General features: G+C 70.8%; 17 protein-coding genes and 1 tRNA gene. 8 read left to right on the top strand and 10 right to left on the bottom strand.

What is annotated here, in order from left to right; genetic code table 11:
* Positions 1-6: 6 nt before the first annotated feature.
* Positions 7-282, bottom strand: a complete 276-nt coding sequence (locus tag WBG06_RS16040; protein ID WP_336737864.1) for a DUF4873 domain-containing protein — start codon at positions 280-282, stop codon at positions 7-9.
* Entirely contained in the window at positions 282-959 is a 678-nt protein-coding gene (locus WBG06_RS16035) for a TetR/AcrR family transcriptional regulator (protein WP_336737863.1), read from the bottom strand. Before WBG06_RS16035 ends, WBG06_RS16040 begins: the two co-directional genes overlap by 1 nt.
* 83 nt (positions 960-1042) lie before the next feature.
* Between WBG06_RS16035 and WBG06_RS16030 the strand changes: the two genes are divergently transcribed.
* The gene (locus WBG06_RS16030) at positions 1043-1930 is read left to right on the top strand and encodes an AurF N-oxygenase family protein (RefSeq protein ID WP_336737862.1); all 888 of its coding nucleotides are present in this window, start codon (positions 1043-1045) and stop codon (positions 1928-1930) included.
* Positions 1931-1933: 3 nt separating this feature from the next.
* On the opposite strand, the gene WBG06_RS16025 is transcribed toward WBG06_RS16030, so the two are convergent.
* The 4 genes from WBG06_RS16025 to WBG06_RS16010 form a co-directional block, all read right to left on the bottom strand.
* The gene (locus WBG06_RS16025) at positions 1934-2512 is read right to left on the bottom strand and encodes a TetR/AcrR family transcriptional regulator (protein ID WP_336737861.1); all 579 of its coding nucleotides are present in this window, start codon (positions 2510-2512) and stop codon (positions 1934-1936) included.
* 43 nt (positions 2513-2555) lie between these two features.
* Complete coding sequence (locus tag WBG06_RS16020) at positions 2556-3548, bottom strand: DUF389 domain-containing protein (RefSeq protein WP_336737860.1); 993 nt, start codon at positions 3546-3548, stop codon at positions 2556-2558.
* A 73-nt stretch (positions 3549-3621) separates the two neighbouring features.
* Entirely contained in the window at positions 3622-4806 is a 1185-nt protein-coding gene (locus WBG06_RS16015) for an acyl-CoA dehydrogenase family protein (RefSeq protein WP_336737859.1), read from the bottom strand.
* An 84-nt stretch (positions 4807-4890) separates the two neighbouring features.
* Complete coding sequence (locus WBG06_RS16010) at positions 4891-6549, bottom strand: glycosyl hydrolase family 28-related protein (RefSeq protein WP_336737858.1); 1659 nt, start codon at positions 6547-6549, stop codon at positions 4891-4893.
* 294 nt (positions 6550-6843) lie between these two features.
* Between WBG06_RS16010 and WBG06_RS16005 the strand changes: the two genes are divergently transcribed.
* The 3 genes from WBG06_RS16005 to WBG06_RS15995 are packed head-to-tail and all read left to right on the top strand — an operon-like array spanning position 6844 to position 8823.
* Entirely contained in the window at positions 6844-7515 is a 672-nt protein-coding gene (locus tag WBG06_RS16005; RefSeq protein ID WP_336737857.1) for a YceI family protein, read from the top strand.
* Positions 7481-8059 carry a sigma-70 family RNA polymerase sigma factor gene (locus WBG06_RS16000; protein WP_336737856.1) on the top strand — a complete coding sequence of 193 codons (579 nt, stop codon included), beginning with the start codon at positions 7481-7483 and terminating at the stop codon, positions 8057-8059. The genes WBG06_RS16005 and WBG06_RS16000 overlap by 35 nt, the downstream gene beginning before the upstream one ends.
* Positions 8056-8823, top strand: a complete 768-nt coding sequence (locus WBG06_RS15995) for an anti-sigma factor family protein (protein ID WP_336737855.1) — start codon at positions 8056-8058, stop codon at positions 8821-8823. The genes WBG06_RS16000 and WBG06_RS15995 overlap by 4 nt, the downstream gene beginning before the upstream one ends.
* A gap of 11 nt (positions 8824-8834) precedes the next feature.
* On the opposite strand, the gene WBG06_RS15990 is transcribed toward WBG06_RS15995, so the two are convergent.
* Positions 8835-10418, bottom strand: a complete 1584-nt coding sequence (locus tag WBG06_RS15990) for a GMC family oxidoreductase (RefSeq protein WP_336737854.1) — start codon at positions 10416-10418, stop codon at positions 8835-8837.
* 181 nt (positions 10419-10599) lie between these two features.
* Positions 10600-11562 carry a tyrosine-type recombinase/integrase gene (locus WBG06_RS15985; protein WP_336737852.1) on the bottom strand — a complete coding sequence of 321 codons (963 nt, stop codon included), beginning with the start codon at positions 11560-11562 and terminating at the stop codon, positions 10600-10602.
* 102 nt (positions 11563-11664) lie between these two features.
* On the opposite strand from WBG06_RS15985, the gene WBG06_RS15980 reads away from it, so the two are divergent.
* The 3 genes from WBG06_RS15980 (at position 11665) to WBG06_RS15970 (ending at position 13951) form a co-directional block, all read left to right on the top strand.
* A complete protein-coding gene (locus tag WBG06_RS15980; RefSeq protein WP_336737851.1) occupies positions 11665-12759 on the top strand; it encodes a hypothetical protein in 1095 nt (364 codons plus the stop codon).
* Between the two features lie 57 nt (positions 12760-12816).
* A tRNA-Gly gene (locus WBG06_RS15975) sits at positions 12817-12892 on the top strand.
* Between the two features lie 168 nt (positions 12893-13060).
* Positions 13061-13951: a DnaJ domain-containing protein gene (locus tag WBG06_RS15970; protein ID WP_336737850.1), complete on the top strand. Its 891-nt coding sequence runs from the start codon at positions 13061-13063 to the stop codon at positions 13949-13951.
* Positions 13952-13958: 7 nt separating this feature from the next.
* Here WBG06_RS15970 and WBG06_RS15965 read toward each other — a convergent pair whose 3' ends face one another.
* Positions 13959-14507: a 2'-5' RNA ligase family protein gene (locus WBG06_RS15965; RefSeq protein ID WP_336737849.1), complete on the bottom strand. Its 549-nt coding sequence runs from the start codon at positions 14505-14507 to the stop codon at positions 13959-13961.
* Between the two features lie 134 nt (positions 14508-14641).
* On the opposite strand from WBG06_RS15965, the gene WBG06_RS15960 reads away from it, so the two are divergent.
* The gene (locus tag WBG06_RS15960) at positions 14642-15277 is read left to right on the top strand and encodes a class I SAM-dependent methyltransferase (protein ID WP_336737848.1); all 636 of its coding nucleotides are present in this window, start codon (positions 14642-14644) and stop codon (positions 15275-15277) included.
* Here the strand turns inward: WBG06_RS15960 and WBG06_RS15955 are convergent.
* Positions 15254-16360, bottom strand: coding sequence for a prenyltransferase (locus WBG06_RS15955; RefSeq protein ID WP_336737847.1), 1107 nt, complete (start codon positions 16358-16360; stop codon positions 15254-15256). The genes WBG06_RS15960 and WBG06_RS15955 overlap by 24 nt on opposite strands.
* Positions 16361-16366 lie beyond the last annotated feature (6 nt).

Genomic DNA, 16366 nt, shown 5'->3' with positions numbered 1-16366 from the left:
CCGGAGTCAGAACGGAGGCCGTCCGGTCCCGGAGATCCGGAAGCGTCCCCACGGATCGAGGTCGGAGAGCCGGCCCTCGGCCTCCCCGTGGACGGTGCGGACGGTGACGGTCTGGCCGTTGCGTACGTCGTCGAGGGCCGAACCGACCCGGCCGTACCAGTGGAACCGACCGTCGATCGGCTGGAAGGCGCCGCGCAGCGCGACGTCGACGTCCCAGGTGCCGTGCTCGGACTCGAGCCGGGCGGGGCCGTCGTAGAGGTGCTGGGGCTCGTGCTCGCTCATCAGTGGCTCTTTCGCAGCGGGGTGACGATCTCGGGGTGATCAAGGACGCTCAGGTCGACTCCGTACGCGGCGGTGGTGCCGGCCAGCGCGTGCCAGACGAACTCGCTCAGATAGCGGCTGAAGGCCGCCCTCGACATGGTGCGGCGGTCGAGCCACCACTGGCCCGCGGACTCTCCGATCCCGACCAGGCTGTGGGCCCACGGCTCGGCGCCGGCGGCATCGACACCCAGCCGGCCGAAGGTGTCCCCGAGCAGGCGCGCGAAGGTCGCGGCGATGAGTCGTTTGCCGTCGGCGAGCGGGTCGGTGCCGCCGGTGTGCTGGCGCACCAGCAGCAGGTAGACGTTGGGGTGCTCGGCGATGGTCTCGACGTACGCAGCGACCCCGGCCTCGACCCGCTGACGGGTGGGCGCGGGCGCGAGCACCGCCTCGACCACCGCGTCGAGGATCTGCTGGGCAGCCCACATCCCCACGGCGCCGTGCAGCTCGGCCTTGTCCGCGAAGTAGCGGTAGAGCACCGGCTTGCTGACCCCGGCCTCTGCGGCGATGTCCGCGACCGAGACCTCGGTGCCGGCCGCGTCGACGGCACGCACGGCGGCGCCGACCAGCTCGGCACGCCTCTTCTCGCGATGGGAGTCCCAGCGCGAGGACCGGCCGTCGTCCTTGACCTTCGGTGTCATGTCCTGCACTCTAGCAACTATCCGTAACCCTCGGTAACACCTAGTTTGGCCGGCTCAGCCAGCCGCTCAGCCAGAGGAGAAGAATGACCATCGCCGACCCGACCTCCGACCGGCTCCTGCGCTCCACCGCGCGTCAGTCCTACGACCCGGAGGTCGACCTCGACTGGGACGCCGCACCCGTAGAAGGTCTGTGGTGGATGCAGCCGGAGCGGGTCTCCCTCTACGGCACGCCGACGTGGGACCGGCTCAGCCAGGAGCAGCAGATCGAGCTCTCCCGGCACGAGGTGGCCAGCATCATGAGCGTCGGGCTGTGGTTCGAGGTGCTGCTGATGCAGCTCCTGCTCCGCGAGGTCTACGGTGCCGACCCGCGCACGGCACGGACCCAGTACGCGCTGACCGAGATCGGCGACGAGACCCGGCACTCGGTGATGTTCGGCCGCGCGATCGCGGCGATGGGAGCTCCCGCGTACGGCCCCCGGCCCGCCGTCCTGCGCATCGGGAAGCTCGCTCCGTTGCTGCGTGGCGCCAGCGTCTTCTCCGCGACCCTGGTCGGCGAGGAACCGCTGGACCGCTGGCAGCGCGAGCTGATGAAGGACGAGCGCTGCCAGCCGCTGACCCGGATGGCCTCCCGCATCCATGTCACCGAGGAGGCTCGCCATGTCACCTTCGCCCGCGAGGAGCTCGCCGCGGCGATGTCGCAGAAGATGGGGCGTACGCAGCTCCGGATGCACCAGAACCTCACCGCCCGCTCGGCCTACGTGATGGCCCGCTCGCTGGTCCACCCGGACTGCTACGCGGCTGTCGGTCTCGACCCGATGGCGGCCCGTCGCGAGGCGCTCGGCAACGAGCACTACCGCGCGACCCTGGCCTGGATGGGCGAGAAGATGATGCCCTACCTCACCGAGCACGGGATGGTCTCGGAGAAGGACCGCAAGATCTGGCGAGCCTCGTTCCTGGTGCCGCGCGACTGACCTTCAGAGCACGGCGAGGCGGTCCACCAGCAGGTCGATCCGCAGCTCGGCGTCCCCCGGAAGCAGACGTTCCGACCGCGTCAGGGTCACCACGCCGTGCAGGGACGCCCAGAACACCTCGGTGAACAGCCCCGGAGCGACGCCGTCCCCGGCGACCTCGCCCAGCGTCTCCATCAGCGCCGCGAACGCGTCCTTCAGCTGCTCCGGGGTGTCCTCCTGTGCGTACGCCAGGCCGCCGTCGAGCTGGACCAAGGCGTCGTAGACAGCCGGGTTGCGGTCGGCGAAGTCGAGGTAGGCGTGAGCGAGAGCGGCAACGCGCCCGCGGGGAGTATCGGCGGCCGCGGTGGCTGCGCGCATCGCCGCGGCCAGCTCGGAGGCGCCCTGGAGTGCCACCGCGCCGATGATCTCGCGCTTGCCACGAAAGTGGCTGTAGAGGACGGGCTGGCTGTATTCGATCCGCTCGGCGAGCCGGCGCGTGGTGACCGCATCCCAGCCGTGCTGCTCGGCCAGCTCGCGGGCCGTTGCCACGATGAGGCGCTCGCGCTCGGCGCGCTCGCGCTGCTTGCGCTCCTGTACCGACATGCCGGGATCCTAGCATTGCTAGGCATTCGAGCATCGTGCTCGGTCAGGGGCCGTCGAGCGTCTCGGCTCCTCCGACGACCGTGGTCAGCTCGACATCGACGTCTGCGAGGCCCTCGGCGTCGAGCGCCTCGAGCAGTGCGTCGCCGTCGGGCTGTGGCGGGGTGCCGATCACCACCACGTGGAGGGAGCCTCCTTGGAGGAAGACATCGGTCACTCGCCACCCCTTCTCGGCGGCCCAGGAGTTCGCGACGGGCTCCGCTTTGCTGACCAGCACCTGCTCCTGGAGCACTCGGACGCTGCCCGCCGCCAACGGCACAGCGACCAGGACCAGAGCGGCCGCGACGGTGACCAGGGAACGCCCGCGGAGCCGGCCGACGGCGATGTCGGCGTCCGGGGCCACCTGCCGGACGCGCGCCGCAAGCATCACGGCGGTGCCGGTGGCGATGATCGCGGCCACGTTGGTGCCGAACAGGAGCAGCGCGCCGGCAGCCTCCCCGGCCTCGCCCGACTCGAGAGTGAGCCCGACGACGGCCAGCGGCGGGACGAGCGAGATGGCGATCGCCACGCCAGGGAGGGTGTCGGAGACATCAGGTCGCACCAGCGCGAACGCGCCGACCATCCCCGTGGCGACGGCGGCGAGCAGGTCGATCAGCCGCGGGCTGACCCGGCCCGAGACCTGGCTGTTGGTGGCCGCGACGACGTCGATCTGCACGGTCAGCCCGATGGCGTACCCGATGACGATGACCGCGGTCGCGGCCCCCAGCACGAGCGCGATGTTCGTCGCCAGCTGGCGACGGTCCGCGAGCACCAGCGCCAACGCCGTGCCGAGGATCGGGGTCATCAGGGGAGCCACGATCATGGCCCCGATCACGGTCGCCGTGGAGTCGGCGACCACGCCGGCGGCCGCGATGATCGCCGCGAGCACGAGCAGCACCCAGAACGCGGTCAGGTTGCGTCCTCGATCGCCCACCGTCAGGAACAGGCGCTCGGTGATCCGCGTGACGTCAGCCGGGGTCACAGTCAGCGCTCGTGTCATGCACGAAGGATCGGGTGCGTACGACCCCCGCGGCTCCCCCGGAGCAGGTGACCTTCGTCCGGAGGACTCGCTGTCAGCGGAAGGCGGACTCCCCCGTCAGCGCCTGGCCGATGATGAGCTGGTGGACCTCGCTGGTGCCTTCGTAGGTCAGGACCGACTCCAGGTTGTTGGCGTGGCGCAGGATCGGGTATTCGAGGGTCACGCCGGCGGCAGCGAGGATCGTGCGGCACTCGCGGGCGATGGCGATGGCCTCGCGGACGTTGTTGAGCTTGCCCAGCGAGATCTGCTCAGGGCGGAGGGTGCCCTCGTCCTTCAGGCGTCCCAGCTGGATCGCGAGAAGCATCGCCTTGCCGAGCTCGAGGGTCATGTCGGCGAGCTTGGTCTGGGTGATCTGGTAGCCGGAGAGCGGCTTGTCGTAGATCTCGCGGGAGGCGGCGTACGCGATGGCGGACTCGAGGCAGTCGCGGCCCGCCCCGACGGCGCCGAAGACGATCCCGAAGCGCGCCTCGTTGAGGCAGGACAGCGGCCCCTTCAAGCCTCTGACCTCGGGGAACGCCGCGGATGCCGGGAGACGGACCTCGTCCAGGACGATCTCTCCGGTGACCGAGGCGCGCAACGACAGCTTCTGTTTGATCACCGGCGTCTCGAGACCCGGGGTGTCGGTGGGCACCACGAAGCCGCGGATCCCCTTGCCGTTCTCACCCTCGTCGGTCTGGGCCCACACGACCGCGACGTCGGCGACCGGGGCGTTGGTGATCCACATCTTCGTGCCGGACAGGATCCAGTCGCCCGACGCATCCTGGCGCGCCCGCGTACGCATCCCTGCCGGGTTCGAGCCGAAGTCGGGCTCGGTGAGGCCGAAGCAGCCGATCGCCTCACCGGCGGCCATCCGCGGCAACCACTCCTGCTTCTGCTCCTCGCTCCCCCACTTCCAGATCGCGAACATCGCCAGCGACCCCTGCACCGAGACCAGCGACCGGATCCCCGAGTCGGCCGCCTCGAGCTCCATGCAGGCCAGGCCGTAGGCGGTGGCGCTGGTGCCTGCGCAGCCGTAGCCCTCCAGGTGCATCCCGAGGACGCCCAGCCTGCCGAGCTCCGTTGCCAGCTCGCGGACCGGGACCTCCCCGGCCTCGAACCACCCGGCGAGGTGGGGCTTGATCTCCTTCTCAGCGAAGGATCGCACCGTGTCGCGGATCGCGCGGTCCTCCTCGCCGATGAGGGCCTCGGTGCCGAAGAGCTCGAGCGGGGTCTGGGGCATGGGGAGTCTCCTTGGGTTCGATCGGGCGCTGCCGATTGTGTCACCCGTCACCGGAACGCGACCGAGCCCGTTCGCCGCCCAGGGTCAGCGCTCGGTACGCCGCCGGTGTCCGAGCTGCGCCAGATACAGGTTCTTCGGCAGCACCGCAGCGTCGAGGGACTCGGTGACCGAGCCGAGCGGCCCGGAGAAGTCGCGCGCGTGGTTGGTCGGTCCCGTGGTGCCGGTGACGCCGACGACGGCGCTGTGCGGCGAGTTCTCCTCGATCCGGATGCCGTGCGAGCGCCCGTTGGTCACCTCGATGTTCCAGTGGGTGAAGCGGGCTCCCCAGTTGGGGCCGGCGTCGCCGGCACCGCCGGTGCTCCCGTCGTTGTTGATGGTGATCGCGGTGCGTACCGCATCGGTGGGGATGAGCTTGTGCGAGTCGAGGGTGCCGTGGGCCATCGTGCCGCCGGCCCACACGTTGCCGGAGGACCATCCCTCGACGTTGAGCCCGTGCTGGGTCGGTCCGGCGATCTCGAAGTCGGCGACGAGGTTGTCGTGGGACTGCACGCGGCACACGAAGGGGTGGTGGCCGCGGCGCCCCGAGACGCGGGCGCCGATGATGGAGACGTTCTTCGTGGCGACGAGACCGAAAGCGTTGTCGCTGTTCTCGACGTGCACGTCGCGCGCCCAGCAGTCGATGGCCGCCTGGAAGCAGGGCCCGTTGAAGCCGGGCTCGACGTTGTGCTGGGGCGTAGCGATCTCCCGCATCCGCATGGTCAGGTTCTCGATGCCGGCGTTGCGGATCACCGGGCCCAGCGTGGTCAGCGCCGGCTCCCACTCGGGACGCAGGTCCACACGCAGCGGCTGCGCCAGGGTGATGTGGCCGTCCTGGACTGCGGCCACCTCGACAGGCCAGCGGTAGTGCTCGAAGTTGGGAGCCCCGGTCCAGTCGCTGATCTCGGGCCGCATCCGTCGACCCTTGGTCTCCCACAGATAGTCGTCGGCCCCGGCGATGTCACCGCACAGGTGCTTCAGGAGGCTGTTGTCAGGCAGGTTGCGCAGCGTCAGCAGCACGGTGTCGCCCGCACGCAGCCCAGTGGTGTCGGCGACCTGGAGGACGCGGTCACCGCGGGAGGCCGGCGCGAGCGCGGTCAGCATCTCGTTGTCCATCCAGCCCTCGTTGCCGACGAAACCCGCGTCGCGCAACGACTCCAGCCGGCGGCGTGGCACGAACCAGATCTGACCGCCCATCCAGCTCCACTGGCTGATCGAGCCGCGACGGTTCAGCATGTAGCCGTCGTCGAGCGAGTTCTCGCAGTAGATGACGGTCTCCTCGGGACTCTCCCCTCGGATGACCACCCCGGAATCGTGCACCGGGATCATCCCGGTGGTTCGATACGTCCCCGCCGGAAGCAGCACGACTCCCCCACCTGCAGCACCTGCGGCCGTGATCGCCCGCCGGAGGGCACCGGTGTCGTCAGCCACGCCGTCGCCGCGCGCGCCGAACCGCAGGACGTTGGCGACCACCCGAGGTCGCGGGATCCGTCGGTCCCCCCGGCCGTAGCCGGCGTAGGAGACGTTGGGGATCTGCGGGTGGGTGTCGGGGGCGGCGACGTACTCCTGCCACAGGGCGGCGGCACCGGACGACGGCGTCGCCGTCGCACCCCGTGCCGCCGCTTCAGCTGCCGTCGCCGGAAGAAGTGCGGCGCCGGCGGTGAGTCCGCTGAGGGCGAGCAGGTTGCGTCGGTCGAGGTGGGGCATCGTGGGCGCCTCTCAGGGAGATCGACACCGGTCATCCGGTGCGGTGGGATCGGACGCTCGGAGGCTAGAGGTGTGACGTACCTCACGCAACGGCGCTGAGTGGCGGGCGGGGGCTCAACACGGCTCTGACGAGGATCGGTTCCACTTCGGCATGGATCGATACCCGGCCCGAGAATCCGTGGTGCAGCTCGCTCCCCCTCGGAATCCGTGACTCGTTTGAACCGTTCGCGGTGGCACTCCGTAGTAGCGGGTGAAGGCCGGCATCGGGTCGGCCTCCAGACCTGAGGAGACGGCGTGCGGACACGTACGAAAGCAGTGGTCGGAGTCGGCGCGGCACTGGTCGTGGTCGGAGGGGTCGCGGCGGTCTTCGGACCCGGCTGGTACGCGGACCGGGCCGAGGAAGCGGCCGAGGACGAGCCCAGCCTGAGCGCGTCGGCGGCTCCCGCACAGGACGCGGAGAGCGACGGGACCTGGACCGTCTCCGACGGGTCCTTCGCCGGCTACCGCGTGGACGAGGTGCTGCAGGGCGAGGACGTCACCGTCACCGGCCGCACCGATGACGTGAGCGGCCAGGTCACCATCGCGGAGGGTCAGGTCACCGACGCGAGCGTCGAGGTGAAGGTCGCCACGATCGCCACCGACTCCGACCGCCGCGACGACTACTTCCGCGGCACCGCGATCCAGGCCGAGCAGTTCCCCACCGCCACCTTCGAGCTCACCGAGCCGGCAACCCTCGAGGAGGGCGCGACCGAGGTCGAGCTGGTCGGTGACCTGACCGTGCGCGGCGAGACCCGGCCGGTGACCGTGGACGCCGAGGTCGGCGGCGACGGTGCCGGCGCCCTCCAGGTCGTCGGGAGCGTGCCGGTCACCTTCGCGGACTTCGGGATCGACGCCCCGAACCTCGGCTTCGTGAAGGTCGAGGACACCGGCAGTGTCGAGTTCTCGCTCGAGCTGGCCAAGGGCTGATCCGGAGCTCTGGGATGCTGGCCGGGTGCGGGGAGGTGACATGGGCGCAGAGGACGAGCTGCTGGTAGCGGTGCACGACGCCCACTCCGATGCGCTCTACCGCTACGTCGTACGCCGCACCGGCGACGCCGAGGAGGCTCGCGACGTGGTGCAGGAGACGCTGCTGCGCGCATGGCGCAACCCGGCAGTGCTGCAGCGCTCCGACGAGGGCGTACGCGCCTGGCTCTTCACCACCGCCCGCAACCTCGTCATCGACGACCTGCGCAGCGCACGCCGGAAGCGGGAGCATCCGTCGGAGACCCCGCCCGAGACGACGCGGGCCGACGAGACCCAGGCCGTGCTCGACTCCTGGGTCGTCGCCGACGCTCTCCTCGCGCTCTCTCCCGACCACCGTGCGGTGGTGGTCGGGGCCTACTACGGCGGCCGGTCGGTCGCCGAGCTCGCCCGCGAGCTCGACATCCCGCCCGGCACGGTCAAATCTCGGCTGCACTACGGTCTGCGAGCCCTACGCCTCGCCCTGCAAGAGAAGGGGGTCACCTCATGAGTGAGCGCCGTTCCGCGCACGAGATGTACGCCGACTGGGACGCCTCTTACGTGCTCGGTGCGCTGAGCCCGAGCGATCGGAGGGCCTACGAGCGTCACCTGACCGGCTGCGCCGTGTGCCACGAGGCCGTCGCCGAGCTCGCCGGGATGCCCGGGCTGTTGGGTGCGCTCTCGGGCGAGGAGGCCGAGGAGCTCCTCGCAGGCTCCGACGCCGAGGCCACCCCGCCCGGTCTCGCCGAGCTCGCCGGAGCCGTACGCAGGTCGCGTCGGCGTCGCCGGGCTCTCACCGCGGCGGCCGCGGTCGCGCTGCTGGTCGGGGGAACCGCGGCCGGTGGCCTGCTGCTGGGTCGCGACGGGTCCCAGGGGCCGGCCGCAGCGCCCTCGGCGTCCGGGTCACCGTCCGGATCTGCGGAGGCGGACGTACGCACCGTCGACCTGCGACCCGTGGGCAGCGTGGACATGTGGGCCCAGCTCGTCGTCACCCCGACGTCGTGGGGCACCAAGCTCACCTGGAGCTGCCACTACCCGCCCGAGCCCGGGCAGAGCCCGCCAGGACGGTCCGGCTATCCGGTCGAGCCGGTGACGTACGACCTGGTGCTGGTCGGCCGCGACGGGTCTCGCACCGTCGCCGGGTCGTGGACCTGGTCGGGTGGTCAGACGCTCGGGCTGGACGCCTCCTCCGCGGTGCCGATCGCCGATGTCGATCGGGTCGAGATCACCCTCGACGGCGACGACACCGCGGTCGCGGCGGCCACGCTGACCTGAGCCCGGCTGAGTCAGGCGCCACGGATGAGGTCGGCGGCGCGCTCACCGATCAGGATCGAGGGTGCGTTGGTGTGGCCGCGCACGATCCTGGGCATCACCGAGGCGTCGGCGACGCGGAGGCCTTCGACGCCGCGTACGCGCAGCTCCGGGTCGACCACGCTGGACTCGTCCGTGCCCATCCGGCAGGTGCCGGTGGGGTGGTAGAGGGTGTGCGCGTGACGTTCCAGGAGCGCATCGGCAACCTCGGCGGCGGGGGCGTCCGCCGGGACGTCGGGGCGCAGGAACCTGCCGAGAACGGGCTTGAGCGCGGGCTGTGAGGCGATCTCCAGCGCGACCCGGACCCCCTCGACCATCGCCGCCCGGTCCTTGCCGTCGGGGTCGGTGAGGTAGCGCGGGTCGATGATCGCCTTCGCCGCCGGGTCTGCGGAGGCGAGCGTGATCCGGCCGCGGCTGGCCGGGTCGACCAGGATCGGACCGGCGACGACGGCCTCGCCCGCGAACGGCACCAGGCCCTCGTCGAAGAAGCCGACCGGCGCGAAGATCATCTCGATGTCCGGCGCGTCGAGGTCGGGGCGAGAGCGCAGGAAGCCGTACGCCTCGCCGATGTTGGAGGTGAGCATCCCGCGCTTGCGCAGCAGGTAGTCGATCAGGGAACGGATCGACTCAGCGGTCGCGAGCGAGCCCTGCTCGACCTCCCAGCCGATGCCGGCGACGAGGTGGTCGCTGAGGTTCTCCCCCACCTCCTTCGCATCCTGGAGGACCTCGATGCCGAGGTCTCTCAGGTGGGCACCCGGCCCGATCCCGGAGAGCATCAGCAGCTGCGGGGTGTTGATCGCGCCGCCGGAGAGGATCACCTCGCGTCGGGCGGTGATCCTCGTACGCTGGTCGTCGACGACCGCTTCGACCCCGGTCGCACGCCGGCCGTCGAAGGTCACCCGGGACACCTGGGCACCGGTGACCACGGTCAGGTTGGCGCGCTTGGCGGCAGGCTTGAGGTAGGCCGCGGCCGTGCTCCACCGGGCGCCGCGACGTTGCGTGACCATGGTCTCGACGTACGCCTCGGGGTTGGGGCCGTTGGCCCGCCCGCGCGGATATCCGGCCTGCTCGGCGGCCTGCAGGAAGGCTTCGGTGCAGGGGCGCGGGCTGCGCTGCCGCTCGACGCGAATCGGGCCACCGGTGCCGTCCAGGGCGGTGGCGTCCTCGACGTCCTCGAGCTGTGCATAGGTCTTCTTGACCGTGTCCCAGCCCCACTCGGGTCCGGCGGCCGCGCCCCACTCGTCGTAGTCGGCCGGCAGTCCCTTGACCCACATCATCGCGTTCATCGAGGAGCTGCCGCCGAGCATCCGGCCGCGTGGCCAGTAGATCCGCCGACCGCCGAGCTCCGGTTGGGGCTCGGTCGTGTAGTCCCAGTCGTGCTCGGTCTGGAAGAGCTTGGAGAACGCCGCCGGGATGTGGATGTTCATGCTCTTGTCGCGCGGCCCGGCCTCGAGCAGGGTCACCTGGACCGTCGGGTCCTCGCTGAGTCGCGCCGCAAGCACGGCCCCCGCGGATCCGGCCCCCACCACCACGTAGTCGCTGGTCAGTTCCTGGCTCATAACCGGATCTCCTTCGTCACGTGACGCGCGGCAAGACCCTACCGTCCCAGAACCGAGGTTGGAGAGAGGTTGACCAACCCCGCCGAGGCGTCACTTATCGACGCCGAGGAGTCGATTCTCGACCTCGAGAGGTCAGTACTTCTGACGTCTCGCGGTCAATAACTGACCTCTCGGCGAGGGGTCAGTCGGCGAGGAAGGCGCCGAGGGCGTAGGCGGGGTGGCGGTCGAGGTTGTGACGGCCCCGGTCGTAGCGGCGGGTGGTGCGTGGGTCGGCGTGGCCGGCGGCGTCCTGGACGTCCTCGAGAGGTACGCCGGCCTCGCGGGCCAGGGTCACGAAGGTGTGGCGCAGGCTGTGCGGGGACAGCTTGTCGCCGTGCTCGATGCCTGCCGAGGCGCCGAGTTTCCGGATCAGGCGGAAGGCCTCGGAGCGGTGCCAGCGGTTGCCGGTGCTGGTGACGAAGACCGGGCCGTCGGCTCGGGCGTCGAGATACCTGTCGAGGGCTTGCGCGGTCGCCGGGTTGAGCACGACATCTCGCCGGGCGCCGCCCTTGCGGGTGATCGTCAGGATGCGGTGGCCTCGGGAGTGGCCGAGGTCGGTCACGTCGGCACCCAGCGCCTCGGAGATACGGAGGCCGTCGTGGAGCAGGAGCGCCACCAGCGCGGCCGCGCGGCTGGAGTGCTCTCGCGCGGCAGCGAGGAAGGCGCGCGCCTCTCCCCTGTCCATGCCCAGCGTCTGGGAGTCGTTGCTGGTCTTCGGGCGTTTGATGTGCTCGGCCGGCGAGGCGCTCAGGACGTCCTCCGCCACACCGTAGCGGTAGAAGCCGGCGATCGCGGAGAGCCGGCGGGCGACCGTCGCCGGGCTGCGCCGTGTCTCCAGGTGGCGGGCATAGCCGTCGACCATCGCCCGGTTGGCCGCGAGCGGATCGGTCTCCAGGGCCTGGCACCAGGCGAACCAGTCGGCGAGATCGCGCCCGTAGGCGGCGCGGGTGTGTCCTGCGTACGAGAGCAGGAACCTCCGGGCGAGCGCTTCGGCCCTCTTCTCCTGGGGCAGGTCCCGCAGGTTCTCGAGGAACAGCTCCCGGACGGATTCCGTCACCGAGAGGTCGGTGGTGGGGGTCGGCGGGCGGTACTCGATGGCGCTCACGATCCCACATCATAATGCCGGTTATGTTGTGTGTCTGCTTCGCATCTCATTCCGGAACTGATTAAGTATTCGTTACGTCTTTCGTCACGCTAGGCTGACGTTATGATCGAAACACAGGCTGTCGACGAGAAGCCCTGCCGATTCCCCGGCTGTCCGCTGCCCGCGGCGGCATCGGAGAGCGGCAGCGGACGGCCGCCGGAGTACTGCGACGACCCCGCCCACAACCGAGCCGCCGCCTGGCGCGAACGGAAACGTCTGCAGCGGCTCGTCGAGACACGGGCGCCTGAGGAGACCGCGCGACCGGTCCAGGCCGCCCAGCAGCGGGCCGCGGAGATCACCACCCAGCTGACCCAGCTCGCCGACAGGTTTCTCGACCAGCTCCCGAAAGCGCTGGAGGAGCTGCGTACGCTCGGCGACCTGACCGCGGCCGAGGCCCAGATCGCCACCGTGCAGAGCGAAGCGCAGGAGCAGATCGCCGCCGCCGGCGCTCGCGCCGTCCGGGCCGAGCAGGCTCAGCGTGCGGCCGAGGCCGAGCGGGACGAGGCAGACGCCGCAGCGGCGGAGGCGTCGGAGGAGGCCGAGCGTTCAGCCGAGATCCTGAGGGAGGCGCTGTCGGCCACCGCCGCGGCCGAGGAGTCGCGTCAGACCGCCCAGGCGGCGTTGGAGAAGGCGGAGGCAGACGCCGCGGCCTCTGCCCAGACCGCCACCGAGACGATCGCCGCGCTCGAGAAGCGGCTCGCCGAGATGACGTCCGCCCAGGCCGTCCAGGCTGAGAGCCTCGAGAGGCTGAGGACGGAGCACGCCGCCGCCGTGCAGCGCCGGCGGAGCGAGACCGCACGCGCCGACCACGCCGAGAAGGCGATGGCCCGGCTGCAGGAGCAGCTGATCGCCGAGAAGAAGGCCGCCGAGAAGGCGGCAGCCGGCGCGGAGGCGACGCACGCCGGGCTGCGTACGCAGCTCGACACCGCCAGCCGGCAGATCGACGCCCTGCGAGACCAGCTGGCCGACCTCCGCGGGAGCGAGGCCGCAGCGAAGGCGGATCGCGACGCGACCCGCGCCGAGCTCGAGCGCGAACGTGCCCACGCCGGCGAACGGCTCGAGGATCTGAAGGCTGCGCATCGGGCCCAGGTCGAGCAGCTGGTCGAACAGCTCGAACGACACACCTCCTCGGCGGATGTCGCTGAGGAAGGTGCGTGACACGCAGACCCCAGTTGGAGGTGCGCGGGGCACATCCGCTACTGTTTCTTCTCGCAAGCGGACGTAGCTCAGTTGGTAGAGCGCAACCTTGCCAAGGTTGAGGTCGCGAGTTCGAGCCTCGTCGTCCGCTCCACCATCGAGGGCCGCCCACCGGGCGGCCCTCGATCAATTTCTCGTGGCGAAACCAGCATCTCGCCGGGACTGCTCTAGGATTTCACTGCTCTGGGATTCTTGGGCACCGGGTGTGGGTGACCCGCGAGCAAGGCCGACAACCGAAGGACTGTGCGTGGGGGGGCGTTGAATGAGCGGGAAGTTCATCGACGCCTACGCCGTGCTCGAGATCGGTCCGGACGCGGATGATGCGGCCGTGCGCGCCCGCCATCGTGAGCTCGCGAAGCAGTTCCACCCCGACCGCGGTGGCCGGGCCGCCGACGGCGAGCTGATGATGCGCATCAACCGGGCGCGCGACGTCCTGCTCGACCCGGTCGCGCGGGCGACGCTCGACGAGGAGCTCGCCCGTCGCCGCCGCGAAGCCACTCCGCCGGAGACCAGAAACGCCCCGGGCGCTTCGGCCCCGGGTTCCCCTCCGCTCAGCCGTGACCGGCGCTGGCGGGCAGAGTGGGGCACCGCCTCCCCCTGGACCACGCCGCCGCCGGGCAGCAGCTCCCCGGGCTCGGTGCCTCCGCCGCCCGCTCGCGTGCGGCCCTCGGCGAACCGGCTGCGTCAGGCCACACGTCAAGCCACCCGACAGGCCAACCGGCAGGCCGCGCGGCAGGCCCGCGCCGCGAACCCGGCGCTCTCCTCCCGTCAGCAGCCGCCAGTCGCACCGGCGCCTTCTCCTGCGGCGGAGACACCTCGGGCGCATGCCAGCAACCCTCAGGCCGTCAACCCCCAGGCTCCCCACCCGCCGTCGGCGACCTCTCAGCAGGCCGCACCGGGAGCGGAGAAGCCGACCAACGCCTGGTCGCTCTACTCCGTGCCGCTCGACGGCGTCTCCGTCGCGTCGCTGCTCGCCAGCGTGCTGATGTGCAGCCCGCTCGGTTTCGTCCTCGGCATCATCGGTCTGGCCCGCACCGCCGACGACAAGCGTCGCGGCCGCTGGGCCGCGGTCGCCGGCATCGCCATCAGCACCCTGACGATGCTGGTCGCCATCGGCTACGTGATGCAGGCGATGTCCGCTCCGACCCCTTGACGCCGGCTCATCCGCCCAGAGGCCACTCGGCGATCACGTGACAGTCGTGGTTGGCGTACCACTGCAGGCTGATCCGGTCGGCACGACATCGCGCGGGCAGGAACGGGGCGAGCGACGTACGCGTCGACTCGAGGTCCGCTCCCCCGGCGACGTGGTCGACGGTCAGATGCGGCACCGGTTCGAAACGCCCCTCGTAGGGAGGGCACTGCGGGAACGCGGCGTACAGCTCGGCCGTGAGCGCGGCGAACGGTGCGGCCGGTTCGGGGGCCAGGTGGAGGTTGCCGCCGGCCGACATCTCGACGTCGGCGAGACCATAGGTCCAGGGCGCCGCTGCCTGCGCGATCTTGGCGACCCGCTCCAGGTCGCTGCTCGTCGGACGAGGCAGAAAGGGCGCCAGCACGGTGATGTGGGCATGCACGAAGCCCGGATCCGCCGAGACGAACGAGTCGTCGTAGTGGCGCGTGCGATCGACGACGTACGCCTCCAGCTCAGGCACCGGGACCACGAGCACCGAGTGCCCGCGCGAGCTCGGTCTGGCGTCGGTGGTGGTCGTCACCTGTCGGATTCTCGACCACGTACGTCCTCGGATCCCAACCGGCCTGTCGACGTCTCGGCGCCAGAAATCGACGCTTCGCCTCCAGAAACTGACCTCTCGGCGCCAGAAACTGACCTCTCGGCTAGGGTTCCGGGGTGTCTACGCCTGAGATGCCCGCGGATCTGCTCGAGCACGCTCTCGATGCCACCGGTTTCATGCCGCCCGAGGAGGGCCTGGCGCTGTTCGCGTACGCCGTGGAGCAGCTGCCGCACGGACCGGCGGTCGAGATCGGGACCTACTGCGGGAAGTCGTCGGTCTACCTGGGCGCCGCCGCCAAGCTGACCGGTGGCACGGTGTTCACCGTCGACCACCACCACGGCAGCGAGGAGAACCAGGCGGGGTGGGAGCACCACGACACGACCCTGGTCGACGAGCGCACCGGGCGCCTGGACACGCTGCCGACCTTCCGGCGCACCATCGAGCAGGCCGGCCTCGAGGACGAGGTCGTCGCGGTGATCGGCGCCTCCTCGACCGTGAGCCGGTGGTGGACCACGCCGGTCTCGTTCCTCTTCATCGACGGCGGCCACGGTGTCGAGCCCGCGCAGCTGGACTACCGCGGCTGGGCCCCGAAGGTGATGCCTGGCGGCCTGCTGCTGGTCCACGACGTCTTCCCCGACCCGAAGGACGGCGGCCGGCCACCCTACGAGGAGATCTACCTCCCCGCGCTCGCCTCGAAGCAGTTCGAGGAGATCGACGCGGTCGGGTCGCTACGCGTGCTGCGACGCCTCTGACATCTCGCACCCGCACTCCAGCGCCAGCTCCTCGAACGGAGCGGCGAGGGACGTGCCGCGCATGATCCCGGAGCCCGGGGTGGAGCCGCCGTAACGCTCCCCCAGCGCGTCCGCGGCCAGGATGACGGCGGCCGCGGTGAAGGTGGAGTGCTCCTCGGGCCAGTAGGCGTTGGGGTTCGGGTTGGGGTAGTCGGGCGACTCGTAGACCCAGCCGGTCCAGTAGCCGCCGTCGTCGGCACGCATGTGCTGCATCTCCCGCAGCAGTCCCAGGGCTCGGTCGTGGTCGCCGAGGTTGTCGAGCGCCATCGCCAGCTCGCACGTCTCCGCACCGGTCACCCACGGGTTGGTGTCGACGCACAGGGCGCCGAGCCCAGGACGTACGAAGTGGTCCCAGCGGGACTCGATCAGGTCGAGGCCGGCGTCGCCGACGACGGCGCCACCGAGGACCGGGTAGTACCAGTCCATCGAGTGGTGCGACTTGTCCTCGAACGAGTCACGGTGGTGGCGCAGCGCATGGCCGAGGCGGCCACCGACGATCTCCCACTCCGGCTGCGGGTCGTCCATCAGATCTGCCAGCGCGACGCCGGCGCGCAGCGCCTGGTAGATCGAGGACGAGCCGGTGAGCAGCGCGAACGGGTCCCGCGGCGTCCACGCGATCCCACCGAACGGCAGCTGCAGGCCGACGACGAAGTCGAGCCCGGCACGCACCGACGGCCACAGCCGCTCCACGTACGCCCGGTCCCGCCGGATCAGCCAGTGGTGCCAGAGCCCGACCGCGAAGTAGGCCGACATGTTGGACTCGCCGACCGTCTCCACCGGGACCCCGGCGACGATCTTCATCGGCCAGGAGCCGTCGGCGTTCTGCAGCGACGGGATCCAGTCGTACGCAGCCTCTGCCTCCTCCACCAGACCGCCGACCAAGAGGCCCATCGCCGCCTCGACGTGGTTCCAGATGTCGGTGTGCTGGCCGAGAACCCACGGGATCGCACCCGACGGCTCCTGGGCACGGGCGATCGACCCGGCCGTGGCGACGACCTGGGCAGGGGTCAGCACCCCGTCGACGTACGGGATCTCGACTCTCATCCGGCG

Source organism: Nocardioides sp. CCNWLW239 (genome assembly GCF_037137035.1).
Classification (GTDB): Bacteria; Actinomycetota; Actinomycetes; order Propionibacteriales; family Nocardioidaceae; genus Nocardioides.
This window is presented reverse-complemented; position numbering and strand designations above follow the sequence as displayed.

What these genes read in the sequence shown, in the direction of transcription:
- WBG06_RS16040 (WP_336737864.1), bottom strand. Translation starts at nt 282, where the DNA reads ATGAGCGAGCACGAGCCCCAGCACCTCTACGACGGCCCCGCCCGGCTC.
- WBG06_RS15990 (WP_336737854.1), bottom strand. Translation starts at nt 10,418, where the DNA reads ATGAGCCAGGAACTGACCAGCGACTACGTGGTGGTGGGGGCCGGATCC.
- WBG06_RS16010 (WP_336737858.1), bottom strand. Translation starts at nt 6,549, where the DNA reads ATGCCCCACCTCGACCGACGCAACCTGCTCGCCCTCAGCGGACTCACC.
- WBG06_RS16025 (WP_336737861.1), bottom strand. Translation starts at nt 2,512, where the DNA reads ATGTCGGTACAGGAGCGCAAGCAGCGCGAGCGCGCCGAGCGCGAGCGC.
- WBG06_RS16030 (WP_336737862.1), top strand. Translation starts at nt 1,043, where the DNA reads ATGACCATCGCCGACCCGACCTCCGACCGGCTCCTGCGCTCCACCGCG.
- WBG06_RS16015 (WP_336737859.1), bottom strand. Translation starts at nt 4,806, where the DNA reads ATGCCCCAGACCCCGCTCGAGCTCTTCGGCACCGAGGCCCTCATCGGC.
- WBG06_RS15995 (WP_336737855.1), top strand. Translation starts at nt 8,056, where the DNA reads ATGAGTGAGCGCCGTTCCGCGCACGAGATGTACGCCGACTGGGACGCC.
- WBG06_RS15970 (WP_336737850.1), top strand. Translation starts at nt 13,061, where the DNA reads ATGAGCGGGAAGTTCATCGACGCCTACGCCGTGCTCGAGATCGGTCCG.
- WBG06_RS16035 (WP_336737863.1), bottom strand. Translation starts at nt 959, where the DNA reads ATGACACCGAAGGTCAAGGACGACGGCCGGTCCTCGCGCTGGGACTCC.
- WBG06_RS16020 (WP_336737860.1), bottom strand. Translation starts at nt 3,548, where the DNA reads ATGACACGAGCGCTGACTGTGACCCCGGCTGACGTCACGCGGATCACC.
- WBG06_RS15980 (WP_336737851.1), top strand. Translation starts at nt 11,665, where the DNA reads ATGATCGAAACACAGGCTGTCGACGAGAAGCCCTGCCGATTCCCCGGC.
- WBG06_RS15955 (WP_336737847.1), bottom strand. Translation starts at nt 16,360, where the DNA reads ATGAGAGTCGAGATCCCGTACGTCGACGGGGTGCTGACCCCTGCCCAG.